We start from the raw sequence: 12,768 nt of genomic DNA, 5'->3' as shown, positions 1-12,768 counted from the left end.
CGATATTCTCACTACTCGATGTGCTCCCGGTGCGGCATCGTTACGCTACCGGAATGTCAGCCAGCACAGACGAATCCGTACATCCGACGGTGCGCAAGGCGGCGGCCTGGGCCTGGCGCCTGCTGGTGTTGTTCGCCGCGGCGCTGACGGTGCTGCTGATCGCCCGGCGACTGGAAGTGATCGTCGTTCCGGTGGCGCTGGCGCTGATGATGTCGGCGTTGCTGCTGCCGGGCGTGGATTGGCTCGACCGGCGCGGCGTGCCTCGCGGGTTGGCGGTGTTCCTGCTGCTGCTCGGCGGGGTGGCGGTGCTCGCCGGGCTGTTGAGCTTCGTGGTCGACCAGTTCATCGACGGGGTGCCCGGGCTGGTGGAGCAGGTCACCCAGGTGGTCAACTCGACCCAGCGGTGGCTGACCGACGGTCCCTTGCATCTGAGCAGCGAGCAGATCGACAGCGCCGGCGACACCGTGATCAACGGGTTGCGCAACAATCAGGCCAAGCTGACCAGCGGGGCGTTGTCGACGGCCGAGACCATCACCAAGATCTTCACCGGCGCCTTCGTCGTGCTGTTCACGCTGATCTTCTTCCTCTACGGCGGGCGCAACATCTGGCAGTTCGTCGTCAAGTTCTTCCCCAGCGAGGTGCGCGACAGGGTGCACGCGGCTGGTATCGCCGGCTTCGAGTCGCTGATCGGTTATGTGCGGGCCACCTTCCTGGTGGCGCTGGTCGACGCCGTCGGAATCGGCATCGGGCTGGCGGTCATGGCGGTGCCGTTGGCGTTGCCGTTGGCCTCCCTGGTGTTCCTGGGAGCCTTCGTCCCGCTGGTCGGTGCGGTGCTTACCGGGCTGCTGGCGGTGCTGGTCGCGCTGATCGCCAAGGGCTGGATCTATGCGCTGGTGACGCTGGGCTTGATCATCGCGGTCAACCAGCTCGAAGCCCATGTGCTGCAGCCGTTGGTGATGGGCCGCGCGGTGTCGATCCACCCGCTGGCAGTGGTGCTGGGAATCTCTACCGGAGGAATCCTGGCGGGCATCGTGGGTGCGCTGCTGGCGGTCCCGACGATCGCCTTCATCGACCGGGCGGTACGGGTGCTGGTCGGCTCCGCCGACACCGGTTTGTCTGACGACGGCTTGCTCGAAGCCGAGCCCGACGAGGTCAGTACCGCCCCTCCCGACGCAGCAGCTCCGCCGCACTGAGACCACCGGCACCGCGGCGCTTCGGGTTGTCGCCGGCCTTGTCACCCTTATCGCCGGGAGCGGTGAGCTTCTCGGTCGGCGGGTTGCCCGGGTCCACGTCGTTGCCTTGGGCACCCGGAACCGGGATGGCGGTGGTGGGCGCGTTCTCGATGTTGCCGGCCTCGTTCTCGGGGGGCACCGGCAGCGCACGGGTCCGCTCGTCGGAGGGCTGCGGCGCTGCGGCGTCCGGGGCGTCCGGCCGGCCCCGCCGGCGCGCCGGCGCGTCGCGCCCGCCGCGCAGTTCGCCGAGCCATGACTCGATCTCGCGTTCGGGTGCTTCGCCCGGTGATTCCACCCGCTCGGTCACCGGCTCGGCCGCGGAAAACCGGGTGGTCGGCGCCTCCGGGGGACCGGTGTTGATCCGGTTGGTGCGGGCACCCGACGGGTTGCCGGTCACCGGCCGCGTCGGCACCTGTTCGGCGGCCCGCGAGCGGGCCTGGACCGACCCGCTGGCGGCGGGGTGCGTGGGGTCGTGCGCGGGCCGCGGCGCGGCGGGACCCACCGGCGTCGGCGCGGCGGCCGGGGCCGGGAAGCGGCGGGTCACCTTGCGCCGCTCGTCGGGCAGCCGGATCTCGCCCAGCCCGATCCGGTTCTGCAGGCGCTTCATCCAGCGCGGCGCCCACCAGCAGTCGTCGCCGAGCAGCTTCATCACCGACGGCACCAGGAACATTCGGACCACGGTGGCGTCGAGCAGCAGTGCCGCCATCAGACCGAACGCCAGGTACTTCATCATCACCAGATCGGAGAACACGAACGACGCGGCCACTACCGCGAGGATCAGCGCGGCCGCGGTGATCAGCCGCCCGGTGGTCGCGGTGCCGATCCGGATCGCCTCGGTGGTCGACATCCCGGATTCGCGGGCCTCCACCATTCGGGAGACCAGGAACACCTCGTAGTCGGTGGCCAGGCCCCAGCCCACGGCCACCACCAGCGCGATCACCACCACCATCAGCGGCGTCGGCGTGAAGTTCAGCAGTCCCGCGCCGTGGCCGTCGACGAACATCCAGGTCAAGATGCCCATCGTCGATCCCAGGGTGAGCGCACTCATCACCGCGGCCTTCAACGGCAGCACCAGCGACCCGAACGCCAGGAACATCAACAAGGTGGTGGTGGTCAGCAGGATCACCAGCATCAACGGTCCTTGGCTGACCAGCGCGTGAATACTGTCCTGCTCCAGGGCGGGGGTGCCGCCGACCAGCACGGTGAGACCCTTGGGCGTGCCCATGGCGCGCAGCGCCTTGATCTTCTGCGCCGCCTCGTCACGGTTGATCAGGCCGTTCTCGATCACCTGCACCGAGGGATCCTTCGATGCTCCGGGCAGGTAAGGGCGTTCCTTCCACATCTCGGCCGGATCGTCGTCGGGCACCACGAAGCCGCTGATGGCCATCGCCCGGTTGCGCACGTCGGCGACCTGCTGGGGAGTGACCGGTTTGTCTGTGTCGCTCTTGATCACCAGCGTCAGCTTCTCGGTGCGGAAACCGGGGAAGATCTCGTCGAAGTGCTCCTGGGCCACCCGGGCGGTGTTGTCCGGCGGCAGGTATTTCTCGCTCATCCCGCCGAAGGTCAGCTTGCCCAGCGGGATGATCAGCAGGATCATCGCGACCACAATCGGGATCGCGAAGGCCAGCGGCCGCTTCATCACGAAGTTGACCAGCTTGCCCCAGAACCCGGCCTCGACCTCTTCGCGGGTCTTGGTCTTCTGGGTCTTTTCGGCGAACCAGCCGATGATGCGGTTGGAGAACTCCCAGTCCCGCAGGAACGGAATCCGGTACAGGGTGCGCACACCGAGCGCGTCCACGTTGGTGCCCAGCACGCCGAGGATGGCCGGCAGCAGGGTGATCGACAGCAGTGCGGCCAGACCCACCGAGGCGAAGATCGCGTAGGTGATCGCCTTCACGAAGCCCTGCGGCAGCACCAGCAGGCTGGCTCCCGAGACGATGATCAGCACTGCCGAGAACATCACGGTGCGCCCGGCCGTCATCACCGACCGGCGGACCGCGGCCTCGGTGTCGTAGCCCTCGGCGATCTCCTCCCGGAACCGGCTCACCACGAACAGGCCGTAGTCGATCGCGATACCGAGGCCGATCAGCGAGACCACCGGTTGGGCGAAGAAGTTGATCGGCCCGAACATGGCGGCGAACCGCAGGATGCCGGTTGCGCCGGCGATGCTCAGCCCCCCGACGATGACCGGCAGGCTGGCGGCGATCACACCACCGAACACGAAGAACAACACGACCGCCACCAGCGGCAGCGCCAGCACTTCCATGCGCTGCTGGTCGGTGGCGATGGTGCCGGTCAGTGCGCTGGCGATCGGTTGCAGACCACCGAGTTCGACTTTGCCGCCGTCAAGTTTCTGCAGATCAGGCTCGACGGCCTGATAGTTCTTCAGGATGGTGTCGTCGTCGTCGCCTTTGAGCTGAATCGACGCGAACGCGTGCTTCTTCTCGGCGTCGGCCATGGTGGCCAGCGCTTCCGGGTTGGTGAAGTAGCCGACCCAGCTCATGATCTGGTCGGGGTGGTCGTCTTTGACCTTGTTGAGTCCGTTCTTGACCCCGTCGAACCACCGCTTGTCGTCGACGGTCTCGCCCTTCGGGGCGGTGAAGACCGCCACCACGTGGCTGGTGCGGTCGCGGCCGTACACCTCGTCACCGACGATCGAGGCCTTCACCGACTGGCTGCCGTCGTCGTAAAACCCGCTCTGGGTGACGTGGTCACCCAGGCTCATGCCGTAGACCCCACCGCCCAGGCAGAGCGCCACCATCACGCCGATTACGATGAACCGGTAGCGGTATACAGTTCGACCCCACCAGGCGAACACCTATACGCTCCTCACTAAAGTCTGTTGAGACATCTTTCGACCCGCGCGCCTCTTTTCAGGCTCTCCAGTTGTCACTCGCGCGAGGCCAGCAGTGAGCTCAGCGGCCGGAACGGCTGCAACCACGCCCCTTGTTCCGGCAGCGAATCCAGGCTGATCCGCGGCAGCCGCTCCCGGAACACACCAGGAATGTCTTCCAGGTCGACAAACTCCAAGGTATCCGAGGCTAGCGCCCAGCTGGCATGTTCGCGAAATCCGAGCACCGAGACGGCGATGCCGAGACCGCAGAGTTCTTCCAGCGGTTCCCGGAACGCCTGACCGTCGGCGGAAGCCACTACTACCGCGGCCAAGCCCTGCTCTTTGCGCAACGCGATGTGTTCCAGCATGTCGGAGTCGACATCGCTGTCCTCGTCGATCTTCGGTTTGGCGAAGACCGCGAATCCCACGTTACGCAACGCCTCCACCCACGGCCGGACGACGTCGGCGGTGCCCGGCGCGATGTTGGTGAACACCGTCGCCTCGGGCTCGACGACGACGTTCGGGGTCTTCGCCGAGATCTCCGCGGTCCGGTTCAGTAGCCAGCGGCCCAGCGCGTCGAACCGGGGCCGTTCCACACCGGTCGGACGCCGGCCCAGAATCGCTCCCAGGCCCATGTCGAGGTTCGGGGCGTCCCACACCAGCAGCACCCGACGGGCCGGCGGCCCCTGGGTGCTCGGGCCGTCCGGGATCTCCGCCGCTGGGCCGGGGATCTCCGCCACGGTGTCGCTCACCGCGGCTTCTCCCAGATCAACTCGGTGATCGCACTGCCCGCGCTGCGGCCCTTGGCTTCGTACTTGGTGGTGGGCCGGGCAACCGAGATGGGCAGCGTCGGCCCGGGATCCGTCACCCGGCGCAGGCCCGGTTCACCGTCGCCGGCCTCGGCGATCTGTTCGGCGTACCCGGCGTGGTCGGTCGCCGCGTGCAGCACCCCGCCCGGCTGCAGCCGATCGGCGATCAGGGCCATGGTGGATGGCTGTAGCAGCCGGCGCTTGTGGTGCCGGGCCTTGGGCCACGGGTCGGGAAAAAACACCCGCACGCCGATCAGCGATTCTCTCGCGATCAGGTGTTCCAGCACGTCGAGGCCGTCGCCGCGCAGCAACCGGATGTTGCCGACCTGTTCCCGCTCGATCGCGCAGAGCAACTGCGCCAGCCCGCGGTCGTAGACCTCGACGGCGACCACGTCCAGATCCGGTTCGGCGCGGGCCATCGCGACCGTGGAGGTGCCGGCCCCGCAGCCGATCTCGAGCACCAGCGGGGCATCGCGGCCAAACCAGCGGCGCGGGTCCAGCGGATCGGGGCGCCCCGACCCCTGCGGCGGCACCACGTCGGCGCCCAGCTGAGGCCAGAGCCGCTCCCAGGTCTGCCGCTGGCCGGCCGACAGCGCGGAGTGGCGATAGCGGACGCTGAAGTTTCGGGCACGCCGTGGCGTCGGTGCTTCGATATCAGCGACGTCTGATGGCGTCTCGACGTCGCGCTGAGCATGCATGCAGTCCATGGTGGCCTATGAACCGCTGTGCCCCCACGGCGCGGTCCACATTGATACCCAACGGTTGCCTACCGCGAGGACTGCAAGCGCGGGCGCTGCGGGTACCTCCCGCTGGCGGGCGACAGGTCGTCGCAGAAGCACCGTGGTGACTCGCATCACGCGGACGCAGCTGACACCATGGCCTCGATAAGGCGGGCCGATTGGGCGATGCGGGAGGCATGGTCGTGACACAGGGGCACCAGCTCTTCGCCGACGAGCTGACCCGGCTGGCCGGCGAGATCTGCGATCCGGCGCTGTCGTTGATCGCCGCGGAGGTCGCAGCGCCGCTGCAGGTGGCGGTGTGCGGCCGCCGCGGGGTGGGCCGGCGCACGGTGGCTGCCGCACTGGCCGCCGCCGGTGTGCACATCACCGGCCGGCCTGACGCAGACGCCGTCGTGTATGTGGTCGCCGAAGTGGTCAAGCCGGAGGACACCGCCGCGCTGCACGCGTTGCGGCGCCGGCCGGTGCTGGTGGTGTTGAACAAGGCCGACCTGTCCGGACAGTGCGATGTCGCCGACGCCGCGGCGGCCACCCGCGCGCCGGCCGAACCGCTCTCGGCGTTGTTCGCCCTTGCCGCGCTGCCGCATCGGCTGGACGCCGGGCTGTGGGCGGCGCTGCGCCGGCTCGCAGCGGACCCCGGGGACCTCAGCTCCGCCGAACACTTCGTCAGGTGCCCGCACACCCTGCCGCGGCAGATCCGCGCGCGGCTGTGCGCCACGCTCGACGTCTCCGGGGTCGAGCGGCTGCTCGAGCTGGCGCGCCGCGGCGGCACGCTGCCACAGGCGCGGATGTTGCTGCGCCGGCTCAGCGGCGTCGACGGCGTCGTCGCGCACCTGGGCGTGCTGGCCGCCGCGGTGCAGCACCGGCGGATGTCGGAGGCGGTGGCCCGGCTGGAAGCGCACGCGGTCGGTCGGGATTTCGCACCCCGCATCGAGGAGTTCTTGACCTGTGATGCGACGGCCACGGCCCGGATGGCCGCGGCGGCGGCCGTTCTCCGAGAGCCGCCGGCGCCTGGTGAACCGGTGCTGCGGCGGGCGTGCCGGTGGCAGGCCTACCGCAGCGCACCGCTGAGCGTCACTTCGCGCGCCTGCGCCGCCGACCTCGCCAGGGGATCGCTGCGGGCCTGGGCGGCGACGCGAGGCCGCTCATGACCGGCGCTGACCACCTGGCCGAACCCGACCCGACGGCCGGGGTGGACGCCCTGGTGGCCGAGATCGCTCCGGGGGTGCGCCCGCCGGCGGTGCGGCGCTGCGACGCGATCATGGTTGCCGGGCCCTGGCTGGCCGGAGTCAGCGCGGTGGCGTCGGCACTGGCTGACCGGCTGCCGCAGTGGCGGGTGGTGGAAGCCACCGACCTGATGCCGGGGGAGGTGCCCACCGCGGTGGTGTTCGTGGTGTCGGCGGCAGCGGCACTGACCGACTCGGACTGTGTGCTGCTCGACGCCGCGGCCGCCCACACCGACGTGGTGATCGGTGTGGTGTCCAAGATCGACGTGCACCGCCAGTGGCGCGAGATGCAGGAGGTGGCCCGCGAGACCCTTGCCGACTACGCGCCGCGCTACCGCGACGTGGCGTGGGTAGGGGCCGCCGCGGCACCCGAGCGGGGTGAGCCGCGGGTGGACGACTTGGTCGCCGAACTGTCCAAACAGCTCGGTGACAATGACGTGCAGCGCCGGAACCGGCTGCGGTCCTGGGAGTTTCAGCTACGCACCGACGCCGACCGGGTCGACCGCGACGCCCGCGCGGAGGGGCGGCGCGCGCGGGTGGCGTTGCTGCAGGAGCAACGTGACGAAGTGGTGCGGCAGCGGCGGATGTCGAAATCGGAGCGGGTGATCGCGCTGCGCAGCCGGATCTCCCAGGCTCGGGTGCAGCTGTCCTACTTCGCCCGCAAGCGCTGCGCCTCGGTGCGCGGTGAGCTCGCCGAGGACGCCGCGGGCATGACGCGGCGCCGGTTGCCGGAGTTCGAGGGTAACGTGCGCCGCCGGCTGGAGGAGGTCGTGACGGAGGTCGACGAGGGGGTCGCCGAGCACCTGGCCGACGTCGCGCACGAGTTGGGTCTGTCCGGGGACGCCGCGGCGGCGACTGCAACCCCGCCGGTGCCGCAGTTCGAGATCGGGGCGCCGGCGTTGGCGTCGCGGCGCTTGGAGACCCAGCTGATGACGTTGCTCGGCGTCGGCTTCGGTCTCGGGGTGGCGTTGACCCTGAGTCGGCTCTTCGCCCACCTGGCGCCGGGGTTAACCGCCGCCGGTGCGGCGCTGTGTGTGGTCGTCGGGGTAGCGGTCACGGTGTGGGTGGTCCGCATCCGCGGGTTGCTGCGCGACCGGGCGGTGCTTGATCGCTGGGTGGGCGAGGCCACCGCCGCGCTGCGTTCGGCGCTGCAGGAGCTGGTCGCGTTACGGGTGGTGGCCGCCGAGTCGGCGCTCACCGCCGAACTCGCCGAGCGCAACGAAACCGAGGCGGCGCGGGCCGCTGACCGGATCGCCGCCCTGGACCGGGAATTGCGCGAGCATGCCGCCGCGACCGCCCGGGCCGCCGCGGTGCGAGATCGGCAGCTGCCGACGCTGCAGCGGGCACTGGCCGCAGTGCGGTCCGAACTGGGCGGTTCAGCGAGGCTCGACGCAGGAGAGACGACGCTGGGACCGCCGGATGAACTGGGCGGTTCAGCGAGGCTCGACGCAGGAGAGGCGACGCTGGGACCGCCGGATGAACTGGGGGAATCGGGCTCACCGGAGACCGCCCGAACGGCTGCCGACTAGCCGGGTGTACGCCCGCTTCGCCGCGCGCCGCTATCCACGGTAACCTCTTATCTAATGAAGCATTAAGAGGTGGACTGCGGCGCACCCAGCGGCAAGGCCACGAAGTGACACAGGTTACAACAGGAGAGCTCATGACCTCAGCGACCATCCCCGGTCTGGACAAGGCCCCGACGAAACACCGCGGGTTGCTGGCCTGGGTCCAGGAGGTCGCCGAGCTCACCCAGCCCGACCGGGTGGAGTGGTCGGACGGTTCCGAGGCCGAGTGGGACCGGTTGATGACCGGGCTGGTGGAGGCCGGAACCGCTCTCAAGCTCGATGACGCGAAGAAGCCGAACTCCTACCTGGCGCTGTCCGATCCCGCCGATGTGGCCCGGGTCGAGTCCCGCACCTTCATCTGCACCCGCACCAAGGAGGGGGCCGGGCCCACCAACAACTGGATGGACCCCGACGAGATGCGGGCCACCATGACCGAGCTGTACCGGGGCTGCATGCGGGGTCGCACCATGTATGTGGTGCCGTTCTGCATGGGGCCGCTGGGTGCGGAGGACCCCAAGCTCGGCGTCGAGCTCACCGACTCGCCCTACGTGGTGACGTCGATGAAGATCATGACCCGGATGGGCACCGCGGCGCTGGAGAAGATCGGCACCGACGGTGCCTTCGTCAAGGGCCTGCACTCGGTGGGTGCGCCGCTGGCCGAGGGCCAACAGGACGTGCCGTGGCCGTGCAATGAGGAGAAGTACATCACCCACTTCCCGGAGACCCGGGAGATCTGGAGCTACGGCTCCGGCTACGGCGGCAACGCGCTGCTGGGCAAGAAGTGCTATGCGCTGCGGATCGCCTCGGCGATGGCCCATGACGAGGGCTGGCTGGCCGAGCACATGCTGATCCTCAAGCTGATCTCGCCGGAGAACAAGGCCTACTACATCGCGGCCGCCTTCCCCTCAGCGTGCGGCAAGACCAACCTGGCGATGATCCAGCCCACCATCCCGGGGTGGCGGGCCGAAACCCTCGGTGACGACATCGCCTGGATGCGCTTCGGAAAGGACGGCCGGCTCTACGCGGTGAACCCGGAGGCTGGCTTCTTCGGGGTGGCGCCGGGCACCTCCAACAGCTCCAACCCGAACGCGATGAAGACCATCGAGGCGGGCAACACCATCTACACCAACGTCGCCCGCACTGACGACAACGACATCTGGTGGGAGGGCATCGACGGGGAGACCCCGGAGCACCTCACCGACTGGAAGGGCAACGACTGGACGCCCGAGTCGGGTACCCCTGCCGCGCACCCGAACTCGCGTTACTGCACCCCGATGTCGCAGTGCCCGATCCTGGCCCCCGAGTGGGACGACCCGGCCGGTGTGCCGATCTCGGCGATCCTGTTCGGCGCCCGCCGCAAGACCACCGTTCCGTTGGTGAGCGAGGCCCGCGACTGGCAGCACGGTGTGTTCATCGGCGCCACAATGGGGTCCGAGCAGACCGCCGCCGCTGAGGGCAAGGTCGGGGCGGTGCGCCGCGACCCGATGGCGATGCTGCCGTTCATCGGCTACAACGCCGGGCACTACATGCAGCACTGGATCGACATCGGCAAGAACTCCGACGAGTCCAAGCTGCCGAAGGTGTTCTTCGTCAACTGGTTCCGCCGCGGCGAGGACGGGCGCTTCCTGTGGCCGGGCTTCGGGGAGAACAGCCGGGTGCTCAAGTGGATCATCGACCGGGTCGAGGGCAAGGGCTCCGGCGAGTCCACCCCGATCGGTACGGTGCCGCACGCGTCCGATCTGGAGCTCACGGGACTGGACGTCGACCCGGCTGATGTGGAGCAGGCGCTTCTTGTCGACGCCGACGAGTGGCGTGCGGAGTTGCCGCTGATCGAGGAGTGGTTCGAGTTCATCGGCGACCAGCTGCCCACCGGCCTGCGCGACGAGTTCGACGCCCTCAAGCAGCGCCTGGGCTAAGGTTCCGTTTTCTATCAGCGGAGCGTGCGTGTCCGCGCCTCGACACGCTGTGCATGGGCCGGATTTACGCACCCTCGTGGGCGCAGGCGCTCTGGTTTAGTTCGACTGGACTGAGCCCGGTGGTCTCGGGTCATGTCGACGCGGGTCAGCGTAGCTTTCGGAGCGCTCTTCGGCAGTTTGCGCTATGACGACGAGCACTTTGACGACGTAGACCACGCTCTCAACGCGCAGTTCGGACTGGAGTCCGATGCCGCGCACGGTAGGCCTGGTCTCTGATCGCGGAAGCGATCTCGCGAAGCGTTGCACCCGCCTGATCGGGGCGCTCGGTCAACGCACCCAACGCGGCCCTGGCCAGCCGACCGACAGTGAAAAGCTTTGCGGGACTGAGGTCATGGTTCACCACCTCAAGGAAACGCGCGGTTGCGGCCGGGTTGGCGGCGATACCGCGCAGCATTCGGGTCACCAGCGGCGTCGGTACACCCGGCGCGCCCATATCGTGCGCCAGCCAGTACATCTCGTAGGCGTCACGGTCGCGCCAGCGCCACCATTGCTCCAGCCGGGCGTCCATATCGGTGCCACCGGCGAAGCCGGCGCTGATCGTTTCGCCGAGGGTGAGCGCCTGCCGCAGCGCATCGGAAATCCCCTGGCCGGGGGGTGAAATCCTTGAAATGACCGGCATCACCGACGAGCGCCCAGCCTGGGCCGGCGCTCTGCCGAAAGTAGCCGTGCCAGTTGTCGATTAGGCGAATCGGCCCCACTCGTTCAGTGCCGGACAGCAGGTCAGCCAGCTCCGGCCACTGCGCCAGCCCGGCAGCAAAGTGCTGCTCTCGGTCGACGTGAAACTGGTTGCGACGGCTGATGTCGATTGTGACGGCGGCCATGTACAGGTTGTTGTCGGCAGGAGCGGACAGAAACGCGTGCTCGCCCACCCGGGCGAGGCGCAGCCGTCCCTGTCGGTCGGCCCCAGCAAAGTAGGCCCAGGCGGCCAGCCGACGCGGGCGCGTCACCAGATATTTGTCCGCGCCGGCGAATTCGGCGACGGTCGAGTGCCGTCCGTCGGCGCCCACCACTAGCCGGGCCGGCACCGCTCCGCGGTTGGTCTCCACTCCGATCACCCGATCTGAGGCGTCGCGCACCAGACCGGTCGCCCGGCATCCGGTGCGGACATCTGCGCCTGCCCGTGCGGCTGCTTCGACGAGCAACGTGTCGAGCGTGAGCCGGCGCACGCACAGGCCGGGGTCTGGAAACCGCAGCGGATCGATATCGCCGTCGAGCTGCACGTCCTCGTTGACCAGGGTTAGTCGGCGCAACGGAACGGCACCGGTGGCCAAGATGGCCTCGCGCCCGACAAGGTCACCGAGGATCGCTACGCCGCTGGGCTGAATGATGTGGGTCGAGGGCGTCTCACTGGGGAAATGCGCACGGTCGAGCACGCAGACCCGCAACCCGTTGCGGGCCAGCGTCGTTGCCAGTGAGGCACCGGCACAGCGCGCGCCGACGATCGCGACGTCGAAGTCATCCATCCAACCCCCTCACGTCTTACCACTGGTAAGTATCCGCGAGTCGGCCGAACTTATCAATGGTCAGATTGGGTAGGCTGCTGACTATGACGCGGACATCGCGGCCCTACCACCACGGGGACCTGGTGGCGCGGGCATCGAGCTCGTCGAAGGTGATGACGGTGCCCGACGGATGCAAGATGATGGCCGGCTTGTCGGCACCGAGATGTTCCCGAATCTGCATGCGCAGACTGTACCGCCGACAGACTTGACGGGTGTCAAGTGGTGGGGTTCGGGGCGAGTTCGCTGATCATGAAGGCACCCTTGACGACCAGGGCGGCCGCGACCTCAGGGTCGGCACGGACGCGGTCGGGAAGATTTCCGGTCGAGAACAGCGTCGCGAACCCGTGCGATAGCGACCACCCTGCCGTGGCCAGCGCCAAGACATCGTCGTCGGTGATGTCCGCCTCGCGGGCATCGCGGTGTGCGGCCAGGCTTCTGCGCGCGTTGCCGTAGAGGACCTCGAACGCTGCATCACGGGCGGCGATGAGGTCGGTGTCGTCCGCGCGATGCAGATAGGGGCGAAACATCACCTCGAAGTGGCCCGGATGGGCCAGCGCAAACTGCACGTAAGCCCGGCCGCCATAAAGGAAGCCCTCCGGGCCGGCGTCCGTCGCCGGCGGACCGACGGTCTCGGCGAAGAGCCGGAATCCCTCGGCGGCAACCGCGGTGAACAGGCCGGACTTGTCCCCGAACTGGTAGGCCAGCGCGGCGTGCGAGACCCCGGCGCGACGGGCAATGCGCCGCATACTCACCGCGGCGACTCCCACCGTCTTCACTTCTTCGACCGCGCCGTCGATGGCCGCGCGCACCAGGTCCCCGTGGTGGTAGGGCCGCGATGTCCGCGTCATAGTCAGCAGCCTACCCAATCTGACCATTGATAAGTTCGGC

General features: G+C 68.7%; 10 protein-coding genes. 4 read left to right on the top strand and 6 right to left on the bottom strand.

Annotated elements, in window-relative coordinates:
* Positions 1-53 precede the first annotated feature (53 nt).
* A complete protein-coding gene (locus A5694_RS06640) occupies positions 54-1,193 on the top strand; it encodes an AI-2E family transporter (RefSeq protein WP_064921045.1) in 1,140 nt (379 codons plus the stop codon).
* Here A5694_RS06640 and A5694_RS06635 read toward each other — a convergent pair.
* The 3 genes from A5694_RS06635 to trmB form a co-directional block, all read right to left on the bottom strand.
* Positions 1,153-4,050 carry an MMPL family transporter gene (locus A5694_RS06635; RefSeq protein WP_064921044.1) on the bottom strand — a complete coding sequence of 966 codons (2,898 nt, stop codon included), beginning with the start codon at positions 4,048-4,050 and terminating at the stop codon, positions 1,153-1,155. The genes A5694_RS06640 and A5694_RS06635 overlap by 41 nt on opposite strands.
* Before the next feature lie 71 nt (positions 4,051-4,121).
* Positions 4,122-4,805, bottom strand: a complete 684-nt coding sequence (locus A5694_RS06630) for an NYN domain-containing protein (RefSeq protein WP_064921103.1) — start codon at positions 4,803-4,805, stop codon at positions 4,122-4,124.
* A gap of 8 nt (positions 4,806-4,813) precedes the next feature.
* A complete protein-coding gene (gene trmB / locus A5694_RS06625; RefSeq protein ID WP_064921104.1) occupies positions 4,814-5,572 on the bottom strand; it encodes a tRNA (guanosine(46)-N7)-methyltransferase TrmB in 759 nt (252 codons plus the stop codon).
* Positions 5,573-5,796: 224 nt separating this feature from the next.
* Between trmB and A5694_RS06620 the strand changes: the two genes are divergently transcribed.
* The 3 genes from A5694_RS06620 (at position 5,797) to A5694_RS06610 (ending at position 10,318) form a co-directional block, all read left to right on the top strand.
* Positions 5,797-6,762, top strand: coding sequence for a hypothetical protein (locus A5694_RS06620; RefSeq protein ID WP_428844260.1), 966 nt, complete (start codon positions 5,797-5,799; stop codon positions 6,760-6,762).
* A complete protein-coding gene (locus A5694_RS06615) occupies positions 6,759-8,366 on the top strand; it encodes a hypothetical protein (RefSeq protein WP_064921042.1) in 1,608 nt (535 codons plus the stop codon). Before A5694_RS06620 ends, A5694_RS06615 begins: the two co-directional genes overlap by 4 nt.
* A gap of 131 nt (positions 8,367-8,497) precedes the next feature.
* A complete protein-coding gene (locus A5694_RS06610) occupies positions 8,498-10,318 on the top strand; it encodes a phosphoenolpyruvate carboxykinase (GTP) (protein ID WP_064921041.1) in 1,821 nt (606 codons plus the stop codon).
* A gap of 220 nt (positions 10,319-10,538) precedes the next feature.
* Here the strand turns inward: A5694_RS06610 and A5694_RS23980 are convergent, their stop codons facing one another.
* The 3 genes from A5694_RS23980 to A5694_RS06595 form a co-directional block, all read right to left on the bottom strand.
* Positions 10,539-10,886 (bottom strand): hypothetical protein, encoded by a 348-nt coding sequence (locus A5694_RS23980; RefSeq protein WP_064921040.1) that lies wholly within the window; start codon positions 10,884-10,886, stop codon positions 10,539-10,541.
* Positions 10,843-11,841 carry an NAD(P)/FAD-dependent oxidoreductase gene (locus A5694_RS06600; RefSeq protein WP_064921039.1) on the bottom strand — a complete coding sequence of 333 codons (999 nt, stop codon included), beginning with the start codon at positions 11,839-11,841 and terminating at the stop codon, positions 10,843-10,845. The genes A5694_RS23980 and A5694_RS06600 overlap by 44 nt, the downstream gene beginning before the upstream one ends.
* 254 nt (positions 11,842-12,095) lie before the next feature.
* On the bottom strand, positions 12,096-12,728 hold the full coding sequence (locus A5694_RS06595; RefSeq protein ID WP_064921038.1) for a TetR/AcrR family transcriptional regulator: 633 nt from the start codon (positions 12,726-12,728) through the stop codon (positions 12,096-12,098).
* Positions 12,729-12,768: the final 40 nt, after the last annotated feature.

The sequence above is a fragment of the Mycolicibacter sinensis genome (assembly GCF_001667945.1).
Taxonomy (GTDB): Bacteria; Actinomycetota; Actinomycetes; order Mycobacteriales; family Mycobacteriaceae; genus Mycobacterium; species Mycobacterium sinense_B.
Note: the sequence above shows the minus strand (reverse complement) of the source record. Positions and strands in the feature narration are given on the sequence as shown.